General features: G+C 65.7%; 17 protein-coding genes. 12 read left to right on the plus strand and 5 right to left on the minus strand.

Features of this window, described 5'->3' with window-relative positions; all coding sequences use genetic code 11:
• Positions 1 to 106: 106 nt before the first annotated feature.
• From AC1Q6V_RS17105 to AC1Q6V_RS17115, 3 genes are all read left to right on the plus strand, one after another.
• Positions 107 to 1,063 (plus strand): chromate resistance protein ChrB domain-containing protein, encoded by a 957-nt coding sequence (locus AC1Q6V_RS17105; protein ID WP_011617266.1) that lies wholly within the window; start codon positions 107 to 109, stop codon positions 1,061 to 1,063.
• Between the two features lie 24 nt (positions 1,064 to 1,087).
• On the plus strand, positions 1,088 to 2,290 hold the full coding sequence (locus AC1Q6V_RS17110) for a chromate transporter (RefSeq protein WP_454750049.1): 1,203 nt from the start codon (positions 1,088 to 1,090) through the stop codon (positions 2,288 to 2,290).
• A 203-nt stretch (positions 2,291 to 2,493) separates the two neighbouring features.
• Entirely contained in the window at positions 2,494 to 3,711 is a 1,218-nt protein-coding gene (locus AC1Q6V_RS17115) for a polysaccharide pyruvyl transferase family protein (protein WP_058696784.1), read from the plus strand.
• 102 nt (positions 3,712 to 3,813) lie between these two features.
• Here AC1Q6V_RS17115 and oxlT read toward each other — a convergent pair whose 3' ends face one another.
• Entirely contained in the window at positions 3,814 to 5,133 is a 1,320-nt protein-coding gene (gene oxlT, locus AC1Q6V_RS17120; protein ID WP_010814470.1) for an oxalate/formate MFS antiporter, read from the minus strand.
• 522 nt (positions 5,134 to 5,655) lie between these two features.
• Here oxlT and AC1Q6V_RS17125 point away from each other — a divergent pair.
• Positions 5,656 to 5,799 (plus strand): hypothetical protein, encoded by a 144-nt coding sequence (locus AC1Q6V_RS17125; RefSeq protein WP_439671864.1) that lies wholly within the window; start codon positions 5,656 to 5,658, stop codon positions 5,797 to 5,799.
• A gap of 65 nt (positions 5,800 to 5,864) precedes the next feature.
• Here the strand turns inward: AC1Q6V_RS17125 and AC1Q6V_RS17130 are convergent, their stop codons facing one another.
• Positions 5,865 to 6,032 (minus strand): hypothetical protein, encoded by a 168-nt coding sequence (locus AC1Q6V_RS17130; protein WP_454750050.1) that lies wholly within the window; start codon positions 6,030 to 6,032, stop codon positions 5,865 to 5,867.
• A 178-nt stretch (positions 6,033 to 6,210) separates the two neighbouring features.
• On the opposite strand from AC1Q6V_RS17130, the gene AC1Q6V_RS17135 reads away from it, so the two are divergent.
• From AC1Q6V_RS17135 to AC1Q6V_RS17155, 5 genes are all read left to right on the plus strand, one after another.
• The gene (locus AC1Q6V_RS17135) at positions 6,211 to 7,734 is read left to right on the plus strand and encodes a Fic family protein (RefSeq protein ID WP_010814471.1); all 1,524 of its coding nucleotides are present in this window, start codon (positions 6,211 to 6,213) and stop codon (positions 7,732 to 7,734) included.
• Positions 7,735 to 8,007: 273 nt separating this feature from the next.
• On the plus strand, positions 8,008 to 8,709 hold the full coding sequence (locus AC1Q6V_RS17140; protein WP_010814472.1) for a cytochrome c biogenesis CcdA family protein: 702 nt from the start codon (positions 8,008 to 8,010) through the stop codon (positions 8,707 to 8,709).
• Between the two features lie 3 nt (positions 8,710 to 8,712).
• Positions 8,713 to 9,231: a thioredoxin family protein gene (locus tag AC1Q6V_RS17145; protein WP_010814473.1), complete on the plus strand. Its 519-nt coding sequence runs from the start codon at positions 8,713 to 8,715 to the stop codon at positions 9,229 to 9,231.
• Between the two features lie 256 nt (positions 9,232 to 9,487).
• The gene (locus tag AC1Q6V_RS17150; protein WP_454750051.1) at positions 9,488 to 11,782 is read left to right on the plus strand and encodes a TonB-dependent receptor; all 2,295 of its coding nucleotides are present in this window, start codon (positions 9,488 to 9,490) and stop codon (positions 11,780 to 11,782) included.
• Between the two features lie 348 nt (positions 11,783 to 12,130).
• Positions 12,131 to 13,462 carry a nucleobase:cation symporter-2 family protein gene (locus AC1Q6V_RS17155; protein WP_010814475.1) on the plus strand — a complete coding sequence of 444 codons (1,332 nt, stop codon included), beginning with the start codon at positions 12,131 to 12,133 and terminating at the stop codon, positions 13,460 to 13,462.
• A gap of 30 nt (positions 13,463 to 13,492) precedes the next feature.
• Here the strand turns inward: AC1Q6V_RS17155 and AC1Q6V_RS17160 are convergent, their stop codons facing one another.
• Positions 13,493 to 14,086 carry a M23 family metallopeptidase gene (locus tag AC1Q6V_RS17160; protein WP_011617269.1) on the minus strand — a complete coding sequence of 198 codons (594 nt, stop codon included), beginning with the start codon at positions 14,084 to 14,086 and terminating at the stop codon, positions 13,493 to 13,495.
• Between the two features lie 159 nt (positions 14,087 to 14,245).
• On the opposite strand from AC1Q6V_RS17160, the gene AC1Q6V_RS17165 reads away from it, so the two are divergent.
• On the plus strand, positions 14,246 to 14,545 hold the full coding sequence (locus AC1Q6V_RS17165; RefSeq protein WP_010814477.1) for a TFIIB-type zinc ribbon-containing protein: 300 nt from the start codon (positions 14,246 to 14,248) through the stop codon (positions 14,543 to 14,545).
• Positions 14,546 to 14,621: 76 nt separating this feature from the next.
• On the opposite strand, the gene AC1Q6V_RS17170 is transcribed toward AC1Q6V_RS17165, so the two are convergent.
• The gene (locus AC1Q6V_RS17170; protein ID WP_412459383.1) at positions 14,622 to 14,990 is read right to left on the minus strand and encodes an IS110 family transposase; all 369 of its coding nucleotides are present in this window, start codon (positions 14,988 to 14,990) and stop codon (positions 14,622 to 14,624) included.
• The gene (locus AC1Q6V_RS17175) at positions 14,987 to 16,633 is read right to left on the minus strand and encodes a hypothetical protein (RefSeq protein WP_454750060.1); all 1,647 of its coding nucleotides are present in this window, start codon (positions 16,631 to 16,633) and stop codon (positions 14,987 to 14,989) included. The genes AC1Q6V_RS17170 and AC1Q6V_RS17175 overlap by 4 nt, the downstream gene beginning before the upstream one ends.
• Positions 16,634 to 16,785: 152 nt before the next feature.
• On the opposite strand from AC1Q6V_RS17175, the gene blaOXA reads away from it, so the two are divergent.
• Both blaOXA and AC1Q6V_RS17185 read left to right on the plus strand, forming a co-directional pair.
• On the plus strand, positions 16,786 to 17,625 hold the full coding sequence (gene blaOXA, locus AC1Q6V_RS17180; RefSeq protein ID WP_011617271.1) for an OXA-1206 family carbapenem-hydrolyzing class D beta-lactamase: 840 nt from the start codon (positions 16,786 to 16,788) through the stop codon (positions 17,623 to 17,625).
• Between the two features lie 245 nt (positions 17,626 to 17,870).
• Positions 17,871 to 18,782 carry a hypothetical protein gene (locus AC1Q6V_RS17185; RefSeq protein ID WP_454750052.1) on the plus strand — a complete coding sequence of 304 codons (912 nt, stop codon included), beginning with the start codon at positions 17,871 to 17,873 and terminating at the stop codon, positions 18,780 to 18,782.
• Positions 18,783 to 18,916 lie beyond the last annotated feature (134 nt).

Raw genomic sequence — 18,916 nt, forward strand, 5'->3', positions numbered from 1 at the left:
TGGACTACAGCCGACTCCGGAATAAGTGCCACTAAGTGCACTCAATTGAAATTGTAGAGATCACTACAGAGTTGATCCACACTCTACAAGCACTTAGTATCGGCCCATGGAACCAGCTCCGGAACTGTGGACCCTCCTCGTCATCAGCCTGCCAACCAAGTGCGCCACTGCCCGGATGCGCATCTGGCGGGCCCTCAAGGCACTAGGCTGCGCTGCACTGCGCGACGGCGCCTATCTGTTGCCGACGCCAAGCGCGCAAAGCGCTCAACTACGTGACCTGGCCGATGAAGCCATCCAGGAAGGCGGCCAGGCCTGGCTGCTGAATGTGCGCGCGCATGATCCGGCGGAGGCTCACGCCTACCGGACCCTGTTTGACCGCACGACCGACTACGCCGTCTGGCTGGCCGCCCTCTCCGAAGACCGCAAGAACTTGTCCGGCCAGGACGAAGCCGGGATCGCCCGCCTTCTGCGCCGGCACGGCCGTGCCTTTGATGCCATCGCCGGGACCGATTTCTTCCCCAATGACGCATCGGTCAACGCCTCCTTGCAATGGCGGGACTTCACCAGTGCGATCGAAACCCTGCGTTCGCCAGGCGAGCCCCAGCCTGCAAGCGGCGGCATCCCGCGCCGGGATCCTGCCCAATACCAGGGGCGCGATTGGGCAACGCGGCGCCACCTTTGGGTGGACCGGGTCGCCAGCGCGTGGCTGATCCAGCGTTTTATCGACCCCCATGCGCGCTTCCTGTGGCTGGAGCATCCCGCGGACTGCCCGCATGACGCGCTGGGTTTCGACTTCGACGGCGCCGCCTTCACGCATGTGGGCGACAAGGTTTCATTCGAGGTGCTGCTGGCCAGCTTCGGGCTGGACGCCGACCGCGGGCTGGCCCGCCTGGCCAACATGGTCCACGCCCTGGATATCGGCGGGGCCCAGGCGCCGGAAGCCAGCGGCTTCGAAGCTGTGCTTGCCGGCGCGCGCGAGCGCCTGGCGGATGACGACGCGCTGCTGGCCGAAATCGGCCGTACCCTCGATTCTCTTTATGTGCATTTTTCCGGAAAGCGATAGCACCATGCCCCTGAGGTCCACGACGTGAGCAACGTCTCGCAGGCCCCAACCCCTAAGGCCGCGCTCACGGAACGGCCGCGCTACACCCTCTGGCAGCTGGTCGGCTACATGCTGCGCCTGGGTACGCTCGGCTTCGGCGGTCCGGTGGCGCTGGCTGGCTATATGCATCGCGACCTGGTGGACCGGCGCCAGTGGATCACCGACGCCGACTACAAGGAGGGGCTGGCCCTGGCACAGCTGGCACCCGGCCCGCTGGCCGCGCAGCTGGCCATCTACCTGGGCTATGTCCACTACCGCATCGCGGGCGCGACGCTGGTCGGGATCGCGTTCGTGCTGCCGTCATTCCTGATGGTGCTGGCGCTGGGCTGGGCCTATGTGCGCTTTGGCGGCCTGACGTGGATGCAGTCCGTGTTCTACGGCGTCGGGGCCGCGGTGATCGGCATCATTGCGATCAGTGCGTACAAGCTCACGACCAAGAGCGTGGGCAAAGACCGCCTGTTGTGGGCGATCTACCTGGTGCTTGCCGCGGTCACGGTGGTCACCGAATCCGAAATCGCGTGGATGTTCCTCGCGGCCGGGCTGCTGGTGTGGTTCTGGCGCGCCCCGCCGAAATGGCTGCGCCAGGGCGGCCTGCATGCGGCCGCGGCGACACAGCTGCCCCTGGCCGGGGGCGTGGCTGGCACCATTGACTGGCCCCTGTTGGCACAGATCGCCGTGTTCTTTGCCAAGGCGGGCGCATTCGTGTTCGGCTCGGGGCTGGCCATTGTGCCGTTCCTGTACGGCGGCGTGGTCACCGACTTCCACTGGCTCAATGACAAGCAGTTCGTCGATGCCGTGGCGGTGGCCATGATCACGCCCGGCCCCGTGGTGATCACCGTCGGCTTTATCGGCTACCTGGTGGCCGGCTTGCCCGGCGCGTCGGTTGCGGCGCTGGCCACCTTCCTGCCGTGCTACCTGTTCACCGTCCTGCCGGCCCCCTACTTCAAGAAATACGGCAAGCTGCCCGCCATCCTGGCCTTTGTCGATGGCGTGACCGCCGCCGCGGTGGGGGCCATCACCGGCGCCGTGATCGTGCTGGCCAGGCGTTCGATCGTGGATGTGCCGACGGTACTGCTGGCGCTTTGCACAGTGGCGCTGCTGCTCAGGTTCAGGAAGCTGCCCGAACCCGTGATCGTGGCCGGCGCGGCGCTGATCGGCCTGGTGATCTATCCGCTCATGCATCATTGACGGGAGCGCCGCGCCGGGTCCATGAAATCGCTTTGCGAGCTTGGGCGCACAACCGGCCCACTGCCCTGGTGGCCGAAGCCACTTGCGATGGACGGCTTTGGGGAATCTAATCCGACGGAGAGGCGTCCCGAGGAGGGTCCCATCGCGCAATGCACAAAATGCGGATCTGAGAACCCCGTGGGCGCCGATTCTTGCCAAACGCCATGCCAGCCTCCCGCTCAGGAACCACCGGCTTCCCCACGATCCTGTTTGGCGCTTTCGATCGCCACAACTTCGGCGACTTGCTGCTGCCGCATGTGATGCGAAGCCTGATCGGGCCGGCCAACCCGTTCTACGGGGGCCTGGCCGAGCGCAACCTGAGAATCCATGGCGGCCATCGGGTCCACACCCTGGCGCGGCTGGCAGCCAGCGTGGGCGACAGCGCCGTCGATGTCATCCATGTCGGTGGCGAAACCCTGACCTGCTCGCTCTGGGAGGCGGCCGTGATGCTGCAGCCTCCCGGGCAGGCCCGGGCAGTAGTGGCGATGCTCGATGCCCGGCCGCACGAGCGGACGGCCTGGGCCCAGGCGCAGCTGGGCATACGGGACCTTGTCCCCTACCTGTTGCCGGCCGGCATCTTTGCCAACGTCCGGCGTGTCATTGTCCACGCCGTCGGCGGCATTGAACTTGGATCGGTTGGGCCTGCCATGCGGGCCGAGGTGGTGGCCAAGCTCGGGGCCGCCACCAGCGTCGGGGTACGAGACCATCAGACCCGGGCCATGCTCGCGGAGAACGGCATTGCCTGCCGCCTGGAGCCCGATCCGGCCGTGCTGGTGGCCGAGTTGTTCGGCCCCTGCATCCGCCGGCGCGCCCGCCAGGGCGAGTGCGCCCGCATCGTGTCAGGGTTCTCGGGCGGATACCTGGCCGTGCAGTTCAGCGCGGATTTTGGCGACGACGATACCCTTTCACAGCTGGCGGCCCAGCTCGAACGTATCGCCCGGGCCAGGGCCCTGGGCGTGGTGCTGTTTCGCGCCGGCGCCGCGCCCTGGCACGACGACCTGGCTTGCTACCAGCGCCTGGCGGCACGGCTGCGCGGCACGCCTGTGGTCCTGTTCGAATCGCTCAATCTGTGGGATATCTGTGCGCTGATTGCGCACAGCCAGGGCTTTGTCGGCAGCAGCCTGCACGGCGGCATTGTCGCCGGCGCCTTTTTCCTGCCACGGCTTGGCCTGCTCCGGCCCGCACAACCTCCTGGCACCAGCAAGCAGGTCGCCTTTGCCGCGGCCTGGGGCGCGGCCGGGGCGCCGGCCGCGGTGATCGTTCAGGATCTTGCGGACGGCCTGGACGAAGCGATGGCAACCCGGACCGCGCAGCGCAGGGAACTGGCCTGGGAATGGGCCAAGGCATGCAGGAGCGCATTCCAGCTGGTTCAGGAGAACTAGCGCGATCGAAGTGCCCGCCCGAGACGCAAGTCCCCGGTACGAAAAAGCGGGCTTCCGAAGAAGTCCGCCCGGTTTGCTGCTAGACGCCTGTATATCGGCCGGTCAGGCTGGAACCTGCGTCCCCGCCGCCGCCGTCTCCTTCGAGAAAAGACTCCTGGAAGTCGCTACATGGCTGGCCAGCACCGGCCGCAAGACCATGATCGCCAGGAAGGCCGCGCTCAGGTCCATGGCCGCCACCGTGTAGAGGACCGTCGACCAGGTGCCGCTCGCCTCCATCATCAGGTTGCCGACCGGCACGAACAGTGCGCCGATGCCCTTGGCCGTGTAGAGCACGCCATAGATCTTGCCGATGTGCTTGGTGCCGAAGGCATCGCCGGCCAGTGCCGAGAACAGCGAGTAGACCTCGCCCCAGGCCAGGAACACCACGCCCGACAGGATCAGGAAGGCGTACGGGTTGCTGCCGAAGTAGCCGAGCGCGATGATGCCAAGGCCTTCCAGGGTGAAGGCGATGACCATGGTCTTCTCACGGCCGATGTTGTCCGAGATCCAGCCGAACAACGGACGCGAGATGCCGTTCATGATCCGGTCCAGCATCAGCGCGAGCGGCAGTGCGGCCATCACGAAGAAGTGCAGGTCGACCTTGAACTCCTTCACACCCAGGTCCTTGGCGATGACGCCAAGCTGGGCCACGGCCATCATGCCGCCGGTGACGACCAGGATGAACATCACAAACATCAGCCAGAACAGCTTGGTGGACATCGCTTCCTTGAGCGTGTAGTCGCGCGTGGCCTGGACCAGCTTCTGCGATGCCTTCACCTCGCTACCCTTCGGTGCGCGCAGGAACCACGCCGCGACAAAGGCGAGCCCGCCCTGCAGCAGGCCGAAGAACAGGAAGGTGTGCTGGAAGCCCTGCGACTCGATCATGGCCGCGATGGGCAGGATGGTTGCCGCGGAACCGGCGCCGTAACCGCCCGCGGTCAGGCCCACCGCAAGGCCGCGGCGGTCCGGGAACCACTTGAGCGCGTTGTTGATGCAGGTGGCGTAGATCGAGCCCACGCCAAGGCCGCCAACGGCTGCGCCGACGTAGAAGCCCATCAGGGTGGTGGCCTGGGAGTTGATGCACCACGCCGCGCCGATGAAGACTGCTCCGAAGGCGACCATCATGCGCGGGCCGAACTTGTCGATGAAGTAGCCTTCGATCGGCGCCAGCCAGGTCTGCACAAGGACGAAGACGGTGAAGGCGATCTGGATGCTGGCGCGCGACCAGCCGTAGGTACTCTGGATTTCAGGGACGAAAAGGGTCCAGGCGTATTGAATATTGGCGGTGGCGATCATGCAGATCACACCGACGATCAATTGCAGCCAGCGTGTGCCTTCCGGGACCTGGCGATTAGCGCCCAGCGCTGCGGACGGATTACTCATTTGCGCGCTCCTTGAATCATTTGGCCATTCAGTTGCGGGGGTGCGGGCGGGTATGCGGACGCACTGCGCCTCAGCATAAGGGTGGCTGCTGGCATTTCATGTCTCCTGTGTCATTGGCATTTATTTGCCTCTTATTCCGACGCCGACCTGAGGTCTCCGCCCTCACCTCTCTCAAGTTCGGAGTGGCGATGGGATACACAGTATGTGATATATCAGGTAAGTCAAGGGAAAGGCATGGCAGGGTTTTCACTGAATTTATGATTGCGAAGGATGGGTTCCGGATATTCACGCTGAAAATGCATCATCGCCCCTGGAAGGAGGCCCGGCCGAGCACCGCCGGATAACCATAAAACCCTTTACTGGAGCCACTTCCGGGCGCGTCGCCGCCGATAGATGAGGGTTCGTTTTGAATGGATGAGGAAAACGACTTAAATCCCATCATTACAAATTTGTCATACCCGGAAGCCGTCCGTTCCGGCCAGAACAGCATGATTACGAAAATGTCATGATTACAGAAATGTCATGATTTTGACCGCACCGAATGATGAACGAAATAAATCAGAGCGATTAATACGGCATAAAACCGCACCGGCGCGCCAAAAAAAATGCCCGCAGGCAAGCCTGGCGGGCGTAGGCATGATGCGTGACATCAGCCGCAGCATGTAGATGCAGTTATAGGCGATTATTCGGGCCAGACAAATAAATAAAAACGCTTAGTGCGGGGGTGGCGGTCAGGGATTCTCGAAAACCCTGAGGGATTTACCGAAAAACCCTGAGCGCGATTTGGCGAGATTCAGCAGATGGCAACTTGTCATGATGGATTTCGATTTGCTGGCCAGATGCGCTGCTGCCCGGGTCGGCAGGCAAGCACTGTAGACAAGATCATCCAGGCTGCTCATGAAAGTAGATGAAACGGTAAGTACTGTAGAACTCCTGGAAGCCCGGCGGCCAGGTTGCCCATCCATTGCTATAGATAGAATGGAAAGCAGAAGGCAATAGAAGTAGATCTTTTGGTAAGTTCTGTAGAAACTCTGGTAAGCTCCCGAGCAAACCAGCATCCAGAAATTGCGACCATCTATGTCTCATGCGCCACTTGGCTACGATGCGCTTATCCGCAAGTTCGGGCTGCGCGTGCCGCCGCTGCGCTCGACGTCCGCCCTTGCCGACAAGACCGGGGTCCTCAGCACGCACACCGGACCGGACGGCACCACGCGCACCGTGTACCCAAGGAACCGCTACCGCGGCGGCGATACGACCGTGGACCACCTGACTTTCGCGCTGAAGAAGGAGCAGCTCGACCTGACCGTGCTGGCGGCGCTGTTCGAACATGCGCCAGCGGTGCAGGCCGTACGGGAGTGGCTGGCGGCCACCCCGACCTCGCGCTATGCGAGGCTGAGCGCGTTCTATGCCAAATGGCTTGCCGGAGCGCAATTCGACTACAAGCTGCCGGCCGGGGCGCCCAGGGTACTGGCGCTGGACGAGAGCCGGTACCTGACCGGCCCGGCAACGCCGGACCTGCAGTTCGGCATCCAGAACAACCACCTCGGCCCGGCCGCGTTTTGCCCCCTGGTGCGCCGCACCGAGAAGCTGGCGCAGTACATTGCCGCCGACCTCCCCGGCCGCGTGGCCGCGGCCATCAAGCGGCTCGAGCCAGAGTTGCTGGCGCGCGCGGTGGACTACCTCTACCTCGCGGAGACACGATCGACCTACTCCATCGAGCACGAGATCCCCGATAACCAGCGGGTTGCCAAGTTCAGGCGGCTGCTGGAATATGCCGGCAATCCCGCGCCGTTGACCGAAGCCCAGCTGTGCGAGTGGCAGAACGAAATCATCTCGGGGCTGCGCGCCGAATTCTCCTACCGCGACAAGCAGAACTGGCTGTCCCGCGGCGGGCGCATGCGCAACATCGCTGACTATATTCCCCCGCCGCCCGGGCAGCTTGGCGCGATGATGGACGGGATTGCCGCGGTCGCGGGCCTGGTCGAGGCACAGGCGGCGAACCCCATCGTGGCCGCGGCGTGCGTATCGTTTGGCTTTGTCTTCGCCCACCCGTTCTACGACGGCAACGGCCGGCTCCATCGATTCCTCATCCACCATTTGCTGCGCCAGGCCGGTGTCACGCCAGATGGCGTCGTGCTGCCGGTGTCGGCACGGATGCTCAAGCAGATCGATACCTATGCCGCGCTGCTGAAGTCCTATTCCGCCCCGCGGACGGCCCTGCTCAACTACGCGCTGGATTCGGACAGCGACACGATCCTGATCAAGTCGCCACAGCCCGGCTGGCTTTACGCATCCTTTGATGCAACAGCGCTGTGCGAATTCGTCTTCGAATGCATCGAGCAGTGCGTCGAGCAGGACCTTGCGCAGGAGATCCAGTACCTGCGCGCTTACGATGCCAGCGTCGCACGCCTGGAAAGCTGGCTCGACCTGCGCCAGTCACGCCTGTCGAACCTGATCGACCTGATCGTCCAGAACCACGGCGAGCTGTCCAGGCGCAAGCGCAAGCTGTTCGAAGACATCACGGACGACGAGCTCGCCCGCATTGAAGCCGTCGTGCGCGACGAGTTCACGGAATACCTCGAGCTCAACGGCAGCCGCTGAAGCGGCGGCACAGCATTGGCACTGCCCGGTGCCGCCACCATGGGGCGGCACCGGCGCCACTATGTATCGCTTTGTATCCCGGGCCACGGCAGACATGAAAGCTTGCACGGATGCCGGGAAGCGGAAACAACCCGGATACGTGCGGACGGTGGAATGCGTCTATCGCCAACACCGGGAGTTCTCCGCCATGTCCGTCGTCGCCATCCATCCGCCGCCGCCCTGCCCCTGCTATCGTGCCTGCCACGGCACCGCGCACGCCGACGGAAGCCATCCATGATCGACGCCTTCCTTGCCTTTGCCGCCGGCGTGCTGACTATTGCCTCGCCCTGTGTGCTGCCGGTGCTGCCCATGCTGCTGGCCGGCTCGGTGGGTGAATCCGGCCGGCTGCGCCCGCTGGCGATAGCGCTTGGCTTCGTCAGCGCGTTTTCCGCGCTGGGCATAGTCTTTGGCGCACTGTCCAGCGCCTTCAGCGAAGCCCCAGGCGTGGTGCGCAACGCGGCCATCCTGTTGCTGCTGGGTGCCGGCCTGGCACGGCTCTGGCCGGCGGGCTTCGAGCGCCTGGCGGCCCCGTTAGCCGGCGTGGTCGACCGCCTGGCGGGCGCCGGCGGCCGGACCGGCACCGGCGTGGCCGGCGGCTTTGTGCTGGGCATGACGCTGGGCGCGGTGTGGACCCCGTGCGCCGGGCCGGTGCTGGCGTCGATCCTCGCGCTGGTGGCCAAGGCGCAAGACCTGCATCGCGCCGCCGGCCTGCTGGCGCTGTTCGCGGCTGGCGCGGCCATCCCGATGCTGGGCATTGCCTATGGCGGCCAGTTCGCCACCACTCACGTGCGCCGGCTGGCGCGTCACACGCACCGGCTGCAGCAAGGCTTCGGCGTGCTGGTGGTGGCGACCGCCATCGCCATGTACTTCCAGTACGACACCCTTGCCGTCGCCTGGCTGACCTCCCTTTTCCCTGCCTCCCAACCTGGAGCCTGAACCATGCATCGCTTGCTTCGTACCCTGCTTGCCACTACCGCCATCGTCGCCGCCCAGCATGCCGCCGCCGCCCCTGCCGACTATGGCAAGGCGCCGGAATTCACCGGCATCGACAAGTGGCTCAACTCTGAACCGCTGACCGTTGCCGGGCTGCGCGGCAAGGTCGTGCTGGTCGATTTCTGGACCTATAGCTGCATCAACTGCATCAACACGCTGCCCCATGTGCGTCAGTGGTACGACAAATACCGCGACAAGGGCCTGGTCGTGGTCGGCGTCCACACCCCGGAGTTCCCCTTCGAGAAGTCCACCGCCAACGTGCAGGCAGCGCTCAAGCGCTTCGATATCCGCTACCCGGTAGCGCAGGACAACGCCTATGCCACCTGGAACGCCTGGCGCAACCAGTACTGGCCGGCGCTCTACCTGGTCGACGCCAACGGCACCGTGGTCTACAAGCATTTTGGCGAAGGGAATTACGCCCAGACCGAAGCGGCCATTCAGAAGGCGCTGGGCAAGAACAAGTAAGCCTGCCATATCGCTTACAAGCGACCATTGAGCGCGAATGGCGAACGAGCCTGCCGCGCGCTGGGCCGTGCTCTCCGGCACGGCCCAGGCCTTGGAGCCTGTTCTCGCTTCCAAGACACATCCGAGCCGGTTCCCCGGCACACCTTACGAAAATTCAGATTCCCCAATCTCTAGTTAATAGGAATCATTCTGATTATAATTCGCGGGGTTTTCAAAAGCACATTAAACACATCACTACGTTCGCCTGACCATAACCATGCAAACCGCAACGCGCTCAGTCACCCTGGAGGGGCCGGCCGGCCGCTTCCGGGTCCGTCCGCTCGCCCTTCTCATGGCCGCCATCGGCGCGGGCACTCCGCTGCTGTCAGAAGCACAGGAGGTGGCCGCCGGCGCCGCCGTGGCACAAACCGGGACGTCCGGTGCGGGGGCGAAGCAGGAAGGCCCGACCGCTAAGGCCGACGGCGGCGAGCTGAATGCGGTGGAGGTCAGGGTCGACCGGATCAAGAGCGATCTCGTCAGCCCGACGCGCCAGGTGACGGTGCTGGAGCGCGAGGAAATCGAGGAGCTGAAGGTGGGCTCCACCAATCTCGCGACCATGCTGAGCAAGCTGATCCCGGGCATGGCGGACTCCAGCCGCACGGTCACGGACTTCGGCCAGACGCTGCGCGGGCGCGGCACGCTGATCCTGGTGGATGGCATTCCGCTCAACACCAACCGGGATTCGGCGCGCAACCTCGCCACCATCGATTCCAGCAACATCGAGAAGATCGAAGTCATGCGCGGCAGCAGCGCGATCTATGGCGCCGGCGCCAACGGCGGCATTATCGCGATCACCACGCGGCCCGCGGGCGGCGCGCCCAGCGCGGATACCACGGTGACGCTCGGCACCCCGCTGACGCGGCTGAGCAAGGAAGGGCTCAGCGCCAATGTCCAGCAGCATTTTTCAGGCAGCCAGGGGCCGATCGACTACGCGTTCCACCTCGGCGCGCAGCGTATCGGCGGCTCCTACGACGCGCACGGCCACCGCATCGCGCCGGAGCCCAGCCAGGGCGACCTGTTCGATTCCAACGTCTACAACGTCAGCGGCAAGCTGGGCTGGCGCATCGACAGCCAGCAGCGTATCGAACTGAGCGTGAGCCAGTACCAGGCCAAGCAGAACACCGACTACGCCTCCGATCCGTCGGTGGCCAGGCTGACGCCGGGCACCGCCGCGGCGCGGGCGATCAAGGGGCTGCAGCTGGAAAACCAGAACGAACTGCGCAACACCGTGGTCAACCTGGGCTACCAGAACCTGGACCTGTTCGGCAGCACGGTGTCGACGCAGATCTACTACCGCGACTACTTCACCCGCTTCCCCCCGTTCGATGCGCGCGCGGTGGCCACGCGTGGCGGCAATGTGGACCAGGTCAGCCAGAACAGCGACGTGTTCGGCGGGCGCCTGACCATCAGCACCCCGCTGGGTGCCGACAAGAAGACCAAGCTGCTGTGGGGCGCTGACTACAACCAGGAGCGCAGCGACATGCCGCTCGACGTGTTCGATCCGCGCGCCTACGACCAGAGCGGCGGGCTGGTCTTCAACAAGACCGGTTCGCTGACCTACATGCCGCCGCTGACCACCCGCAGCGGCGGGATCTTCGGGCAGCTTCAGCACAAGTTCAACGAGCAGTGGTCGATGGAAGGCGGCGCGCGCTATGAACGCGCCAGCGCCACGTTCGACGACTTCGTGCCGCTGTCGCAATCGCGGGTCAGCAACCCGGTCGCGGTCCAGGGCGGCACCGTCAACTACGGCGCGTGGCTCTTCAATATCGGCGGTGCGTACGCGCCGGTGAAGAACCAGGAGTTCTATGCCTCGTTCGGCCAGGGCTTCCAGTTGCCCGATATCGGCCTGCAGATCCGCAATGCGCGGCCGGGCTTCAATATCAATTCGTCGAGCCTTGAGCCGGTCAAGACCAACAACTATGAAATCGGCTGGCGCGGCGCATTCGGCAATACGATGGCGAGCCTGGCGCTGTTCTACACCACCTCGCAGCTGGGCGACGTGCAGAGCTTCAACAACGGCCTGATCCTGACCCGGACCAAGGAGCGCATCGCAGGCGTTGAGGCTTCCGCCGACTACCTGAGCGACAGCGAGACCTGGGGCGCCGGCGGCACGTTCACCTGGATCAACGGCCGCGAGCAGCCGCAAGGCAGCAGCAGCTTCCAGAACATGACGGGCTATCGCATCCCGCCGCTGAAGCTGACCGCCTACGTCCAGTACCGGCCGATCAGCACTTGGAGCAACCGCCTGCAGGTGACCTACTACGGCGGCCGCGACTACCGGCTCAACGACCAGAACAGCTTCGGGCGGCGCGAGGTCAGCAGCTACACCACCGTCGACCTGATCAGCCGCTACCAGGTCAGCAAGAAGGACACGATCACGGTGGGGATCGAGAACCTGTTCAACCGCTACTACTACCCGTTGTACAGCCAGCTGATGCGCAACAGCAATAACACCAGCCGCCTGCCGGCTGCGGGCATCACGCTGACCGCGATGTACCAGCACCGCTGGTAAGGCTGCCGCCGGACGGCGCTGGCCTGGTCCCTTGACCGGCCGCGCCGTTTGCGCCGGGTTGGCGCAACGGCCGCGGAAGCGGCACGCCGGCCTCTCCCCCGCTCCTATATCCTCCCGCGCAAGGGAGTTGATACAAATTGTATGCAATTTTTGTATCACGGAGTGCTTATCCCTGCTATTCTTGCTCCCCGGTTGCGGCCTGGAATTGGATCCAGGCCACGCTCGCGGCAGGCGGTCTCCGCCTTGCCCGTCAGCGCGCAATGACAGGGCCGGGGGCAGCCCCTTCCCCGGCGCCAGAAGAACAAGACAGTCCGGAAACCTATCCGGCCAAGACAACAGGAGACATGAATGGCGCCCTTGCTATTCAAGGTGGAAGACCGCCCCCCTCGGCTGACGACGTTTTTGCTTGCGCTCCAGCATCTGCTGGCCGCCCTGGGCGGCATCATTGCGGTGCCGCTGGTCATTGGCGGTGCGCTGAAGCTGCCGCCGGACCAGGTCATTGCCCTGGTGAATGCGGCCCTGCTTGGCTCGGGCATCGTCACCATCATCCAGTGCAAGGGCATTGGCCCGGTGGGCATCCGCATGCCATGCGTGATGGGCACCAGCTTCGCCTTTGTCGGCGCGGCCATCAGCGTGGGCGTCGAACACGGCGTGGCTGGCATCCTGGGCTCGGCGCTGGCGGGTTCGCTGGTGATGATCCTGGGCAGCTTCTTCATGCCGGCGATCCGCAAGCTGTTTCCGCATACCGTCACCAGCGTGGTAGTCACCATGATCGGCCTGTCGCTGATTCCGGTGGCCATCGACTGGGCCGCAGGCGGCCAGGGCAGCAGCCGCTATGGCGCACCCGGCAACCTGGCGATTGCCGTCGCGGTGCTGGCGCTGGTGGTCGCGGTGGTGCAGTGGGGCAAGGGCATGCTGTCGGCCTCGGCCATTGTGGTCGGCATTGCCGGCGGCTACCTGCTCTGCCTGGCGCTGGGCCTGGTCGACTTCACCCAGTTTCACCAGGCGCCGATCATCGCGGTGCCGCAGCCGCTGCACTTCGGGATGTCGTTCCCAATCTCCGGCATCGTCGCCATGTCGATCGCTTTCCTGGTGACCATCGTCGAATCCACGGGCACGTTCATGGCACTGGGCGCGGCCACGCAGCGGCCGATTTCCGGTAAATGCCTGTCGCGCGGCATCCTGTGCGATGGCTTTGGCTCGGCCTTTGCGGCACTGGTGTCGAGCCCGCCGCTGTCCACCTTTGCGCAGAACGTCGGCGTGGTTTCGCTGACCGGCGTGGCCAGCCGCCATGTGGTCGCGCTGACCGGCGTCATGCTGCTGCTGGCGGGGCTGTTCCCGGTGCTGGGCGCGCTGGTGGTGACGATTCCGCAGCCGGTGCTGGGCGGCGCCGGCCTGATGATGTTCGCGATGATCGTGTCGGGCGGGATCCAGATGCTCAGCACCGTCAAGTTCACGCAGCGCAATACCCTGATCGTGGCCGTGTCGATCGGCTGCGGCCTGGCGGTGACGTTCCGCCCGGAACTGCTGTCCAAGCTGCCTGCCTTCGTCCATGAAGTGTTTGGCTCCGGCATCACGGTGGGCTCGCTGTCGGCGGTGATCCTCAACCTGCTGCTGCCCGGCGGCAAGGACGAGCCAGCCGAACAAGCCGGCCACGGCACCGTCGGCGAGGCTGCCTGAGCAGCCTGCCTTGAAGCCCGCGGGCGCGCGCTAGCGTGCGCCGCCTCGCGCGGCCGCCCCGCCCCCTGGCGCGGGCGCCTTCAGCAGCGGGTAGGGATTGATCGCCCCGCCCGCGGTGTAGACGCCATAGTGCAGGTGGGGCGGCGTGCCCCGCGCATTGCCGCTTGTGCCGACATAGCCCAGCACCGTGCCGGGCACAATCACGTCGCCGGCACGCACGCCGGCGTAGTCGTCAAGATGGGCGTAGTAATGCAGCTGGCGCCCGGGCCCCATCACCCACACCACCTTCCCGCCCAGCTTGTTGGTGCCCACGCGCGTGACAATGCCCTCGGTAGCCGACACCACCGGGCGGCCGCGCGGCGCAAAGATATCGATGCCCTCATGCTTGCGTCCGCCGGAGCGCGCGCCGTGCCAGGTATCGCGCAGCGCGCCCGGGACAATGCCCTGGACCGGCACCGGCAATGCCACCGGCGCGGGGCGGACCGAGAGCCGGGCCACGTAGATCGCGCGTTCGAGTGGCGGCCGCAACCAGGGCCAGGCGAGCCAGATCAGGCCGATGCTCACCACCAGCCAGATCAGGCCGGCGAAAGCGCGGGGACGGGAAGACAGACGGGAGGCATGCATATGCCTTCGACGGCAGCCAGCCCCGCAAATTCCCCGTCAGGCGGGCCTGCGCGCCACATCAAACGGCCCCGGCACCACTTTCGAAAGCACTCTCCGGCCGAACCATACGGGCTGGCGCCGGTCATACCCTGACTGTTTTCACTGCAATGAGGAGAAGCAATGGATTGTCCGGTGTGCCCGCAAACGCAACTCGTGATGTCCGAACGCCAGGGCATCGAGATCGATTACTGCCCGAAATGCCGCGGTGTCTGGCTGGACCGGGGCGAACTCGACAAGATCCTTGAGCGCTCCGTGGCAACCGCCCCGGCACAGCAGGCGGCGCCGATGCAGCAAATGCCGCAGCAAACCCCGCCCCCGCGACAGGAATACCAGCGCGGCCATGGCGACCGCGACCGGTACTATGAGCGCGAGCAGAAGCACTATAAGAAGAAGAGCATCTGGCACGAACTGTTCGACTGAAGCCGGATTGCTAGTGCCACTGGTTCCAGCACAACGTTTGTGTGCTCGCTCTCCCGCTTGCGGGAGAGCAACCGTGTCAAGTCGGCATGCTGTCGAGCAATTCGACCTTGTTCTTCCACACGTCGCTGGTGCGCAGCTTGTGCGTCATGTCGATGTCGTGAGACTTAATGCGGGCGTCCAGCCACGCTATATGCTCCTTCAAACTCTTAAGTGCGACTGGCGGGGCAGTGGCAACCCATGCCTTCTCCTGCGCGCGCATCGCCACCAGTTGGCTGCGTCTATCCAGTAGATCGGCAAACTCGCGCTGCGCCTCGTCGGGCAGCGGCCGCGCCGGCGGGCGAATCTGCAGGGCGAAGCGTGCCAGTACCATCGCATCAAGCCGATCAGTCTTGGCCAGGATCCCGCAGGCCTTGGCAAAGTCGCGTACCTGCTTGGGATTGATCACGACAACGGGAAGCCCCGCCGGCGCCGCGAAGCTTCCGCGGCAGCATCGCGCAACTCAGGCGGCAAGGCACGCAATTCCACGGTGAAGAAGGCACGCTCGGCCGGCCGCAGCGCCGGCAACTGGGCGGCCAGCCGCTCCACCGCGGCACACGCTATGGCGGTAGCGCCTTGCTCGTGGGTGAGGTACCAGGCCGATTCGAGCAGCAGGTTGGCCAGCTGCAACGGCCCCAGCCTGACGTGGCCGGCGTCATGGTCTTCCAGCGCGAACGCAGCCACGGCGGACCAGCGCACGAAGCCCTTGGCCGGTGCGAACGGCGCGTGGAACGGCCGCAGTGCGTCGACAGCGTCGGCAACGGACAGCGGGCGCTGGCGGCGGAACGCGGCCATGCTGTCGTTGGCCCTGGCTGGCCGGTCGGACGGCGGGGTATCGGGCCCGCAGCTGCCGCGTGCGATGCGCAACAGGAAGATCGCGTTCCACGCCGTGCCACCGCCCACGCCGAACCGGTCGCAGATCCACTCCGACAAGCCCAGCCAGCGCATCGCCTGCCGCTGCACCGCGCTGGCGGACAAGGTGCGCGCGGCATCGACCAGGCCGTGCTGCCAGAACAGCCACAGGCACAGGCCGATATTGGCCGCGGCATGCTGCACGGCGTCGACGGAATCCGCCTCGTAGGCGGCCTGCAGCGCACCGGCGAAGGTATCCAGCGCCAGCTGCGCGGCCCGCGCCGTGCCGGCATGCCCGGCGCGCATGGCATCGGCCTTGTGCAGCAGCGCTTCGAGGTTCAGCACTTCAAAGCGCACGCGCGGGTTGTAGCGCACCACCAGGCGCAGTTCCGGATCGGACTGCAGCCCTTCCAGGCCGGCACACGCGCCGTCGCTGTCACCGCGGGTATAGCGTTCCCAGGCCCGCACGATATGCGCCATGGCGCAGAACGCGGGCGTCGCTGCGCCGGCCTCAGCCGCCTGCACCAGGCGGTCGACACGCCTGAGTGCCGCCCGGCTCTGATCGAGGCGGCCGCAGCGCCGCCACGCCAGGCTTTCCTTGAGCAATGACAGCGCTTGCTGGAATCCGTCGCCGGCACTGCGGCCTGCCGCGCGGAAGGACTCGGCCACGGCCGAGCCGTGCATGCCCGCGTGGCCGTCCTGCGCGCCGCGCATGGCCTGGGTCAGCTCGCTCCAGAAGGCCATGTCGCGCATCACGTAGCCGACGCCGTCCGGCTGGCCCGCCGGCGCCGCTTGCGGCCCCGTGGGAAAGCCAAGGCGGCGGGCCAGCGCGGCCGGGCCCAGCGTGCGCCCGTCCGCCACAAAGCGCAGGTGGCGCGCGCACGCTGCCGTGATCCAGAACGGCCCGCGGCTGCGCTGCGCCGGATTGGCCGCGGCCGGGTCGCGCTGGCGGTCGCCCCCCCATCCGACCACCACCTGCCAGCGCGCAAAGTCCGCGAACGCGCGCGACACCAGCATGCGCAGGTTGGCCGCCGTCGGGAAGGCGCTGCGCACCACCGCCGCGGTGACACCGCCCTCCCCGGTGCGATGCGCATGCCAGATGCGCGCCAGCAGCCAGACCGACTGGTAGCGCGCGGGTTGGCCGTCGACCCGGTACGGGGCCGACACGTCGATACGGATCGGAGCAGGCGTGGCTGGCATCAGGTAGGCAGGGATCAAGTGAAAACCGCTGGTGGCGCCCGTCATGTTACGCAAGTTACAGCCAACGCGGTTGGCCTTATCCGGACGCTCTCCTATGCTGCGCACCACGGTCCGGGCCCGGATTGCCATCCCCTCAACTCTTCTGCAAAGCCATGAACAAACATCTTGCTCGTCTGCTGACACCGATGGCGATCGGCTTCGGCCTGCTCGCCTCCACCCTGCCCGCCCTGGCGGCACCGAAAGAAGTCCCGCTGGATGCCGCGGCGCTGTTCCGCCAGGCCGATGCCACCGGCACCATGGTGATCTACGACCTGCGGCGCGACCGCATGCTGACCTACAACAAGCCGCGTGCGGCCACGCAGTACTCGCCGGCGTCGACCTTCAAGATCCTGAACTCGATGATCGGCCTGGAGAGCGGTGCCGTGGCCGACGTCGACCATGACAAGCTGCCGTGGGACGGCAAGGTCTGGCTGGTCGGCGGCAAGGCTGTCCTGCCCGACGCCTGCAACGCTGACGTGCCGCTGCGCGTCGCCTTCCCGAATTCCTGCGTGCCGGCCTACCAGGCGCTGGCGCGGCGGGTTGGCAGCGCGGCCTACCAGCGCTACCTGACCGCATCGCACTATGGCAATGCCAACAGCTCCGGCCAGGTCGACCGCTTCTGGCTGAACGGCACGCTGCAGATCTCCGCCTACCAGCAGATCGACTTCCTGAAGGGCGTGGTACAGCGCACGCTGCCGTTCTCCCCGACCACCTTCAAGGCCGTGGACGACATCACTGTGATGGAGCGCACCGCCGGCTACACCCTGCACGCCAAGACCGGGTGGGCCGATTCGGCCAAGCCCGCAGTGGGCTGGCTGGTGGGCTGGGTTGAGCGTGGCGACGACGACTACCTGTTTGCACTCAATCTCGACATGGTGCAGCCCGAACACGCCAAGGCGCGCATGGAGATTGCGCGCGCGGCGCTGCGGCAGGCGGGGGCGTTGCCGGATTGACGCAGCCGAAGGCGCCCGCCGCACGCGCGGCCGCCTGCAGTGACTGCCCTCGGATATTCACACAGGCAATTTCTCCCCCGTATTTCAGATCCGTCTGATTTACCTGCCGACCCCGGATCGATAGCTTTGGCCGGCCGGCATTTCCCACCGCGTCGCCCGACGCAACCATTCCGTAGTGGGATCTGCCCGACGCCCATATGCAACGGGACAGCTAGACCTTTCCCACAATCCGGAGGTGAAATCCAATGAGAAAAATGGCAATGCCGGCAGCCCTGCTGTCGGCCATCGCGCTGCTGGCCGCCTGTGGCGGCGGCGGGGACGACGCAACGACCACACCGGCGGCACAAACGCCACCGTCCGAAAATAATCCGGCACCGGCGCCTGCACCAAAGCCTGAGCCCTCGCCCGAAGCAGCACCGCAACCTGCACCCACTGGCGAGCTGCCGCCGAGCCTGAGCGCACCGCAACCGGGCTCGACGGCAACGGTCGGCAATGGCAGCGAAGGTCTCTGGGTCGGCTTCATGAACGCCACGCTGGTCGACAACAGCGGGAAGTTCGTGCACGCGAGACTGACGGGCGTGCTGGCAGGCGCGTTCCAGTTTTCTCGCTCGGCCTGGACGCTGGGCCCCGGCACGCTGTACGAAACCGGCTTTGCCTACCCGGCCACCGGGGCCGGCACCATTACCCCGGGGCAGCGCTTTGACGGCAATTTCGTCGCCACGCCAAGCAACCCTATCAATTTGCTATCCGGTACCTATGATCCGTCCAACGCGCTAGCCGTGGACCAGGCTGCCATCGCCGGCAACTGGAAGCAAGACGGCTTTGCCATGCAGATCGATGACGCGGGCAACGTCACCGGTACCTATACCAGCGGCACCCGCATTTGCGACCTGCAGGGCACGGCAACGCTTGCCACCCCGGGATCGGCCAAGAACCTGTATGCGGTCAGGATCGTTGCCGAAAACTCCACGCAGCCGGGCAGCACCGGCTGCGCGCTGTCGACCGGCGTGCCGCACAACGGCTTTGCCGCGATCCGCCTGATGCCGGCCGACGGCAGCATCATCGTGAGCAGCAGCACGCGCTATGCACGCACGCTGGTGATGGCCGCCAGCACCGGGACCGGCGGGTACTTCACCATGCAGATGTCCAAACAATAAGCCCGCCCCCCGCAACGCCCCCGGGCGGTCCTCCTGCCGGCGGACCGCCGCTACCTTCTTCCTTCCGAGCCATGGCAGTGGCTTCCCGATCACCTGACACCCAGGCGGCGCATCCGCCCTCCGGGTTTCCCCGC

This window comes from Cupriavidus sp. GW823-FHT07B10, assembly GCF_058794355.1.

Coding starts and splice junctions, on each gene's coding strand:
- AC1Q6V_RS17140 (WP_010814472.1), top strand. CDS start 8,008: ATGATCGACGCCTTCCTTGCCTTTGCCGCCGGCGTGCTGACTATTGCC.
- blaOXA (WP_011617271.1), top strand. CDS start 16,786: ATGAACAAACATCTTGCTCGTCTGCTGACACCGATGGCGATCGGCTTC.
- AC1Q6V_RS17155 (WP_010814475.1), top strand. CDS start 12,131: ATGGCGCCCTTGCTATTCAAGGTGGAAGACCGCCCCCCTCGGCTGACG.
- AC1Q6V_RS17175 (WP_454750060.1), bottom strand. CDS start 16,633: ATGCCAGCCACGCCTGCTCCGATCCGTATCGACGTGTCGGCCCCGTAC.
- AC1Q6V_RS17160 (WP_011617269.1), bottom strand. CDS start 14,086: ATGCATGCCTCCCGTCTGTCTTCCCGTCCCCGCGCTTTCGCCGGCCTG.
- AC1Q6V_RS17105 (WP_011617266.1), top strand. CDS start 107: ATGGAACCAGCTCCGGAACTGTGGACCCTCCTCGTCATCAGCCTGCCA.
- AC1Q6V_RS17125 (WP_439671864.1), top strand. CDS start 5,656: ATGATTTTGACCGCACCGAATGATGAACGAAATAAATCAGAGCGATTA.
- oxlT (WP_010814470.1), bottom strand. CDS start 5,133: ATGAGTAATCCGTCCGCAGCGCTGGGCGCTAATCGCCAGGTCCCGGAA.
- AC1Q6V_RS17145 (WP_010814473.1), top strand. CDS start 8,713: ATGCATCGCTTGCTTCGTACCCTGCTTGCCACTACCGCCATCGTCGCC.
- AC1Q6V_RS17135 (WP_010814471.1), top strand. CDS start 6,211: ATGTCTCATGCGCCACTTGGCTACGATGCGCTTATCCGCAAGTTCGGG.
- AC1Q6V_RS17130 (WP_454750050.1), bottom strand. CDS start 6,032: ATGAGCAGCCTGGATGATCTTGTCTACAGTGCTTGCCTGCCGACCCGG.
- AC1Q6V_RS17115 (WP_058696784.1), top strand. CDS start 2,494: ATGCCAGCCTCCCGCTCAGGAACCACCGGCTTCCCCACGATCCTGTTT.
- AC1Q6V_RS17150 (WP_454750051.1), top strand. CDS start 9,488: ATGCAAACCGCAACGCGCTCAGTCACCCTGGAGGGGCCGGCCGGCCGC.
- AC1Q6V_RS17165 (WP_010814477.1), top strand. CDS start 14,246: ATGGATTGTCCGGTGTGCCCGCAAACGCAACTCGTGATGTCCGAACGC.
- AC1Q6V_RS17185 (WP_454750052.1), top strand. CDS start 17,871: ATGAGAAAAATGGCAATGCCGGCAGCCCTGCTGTCGGCCATCGCGCTG.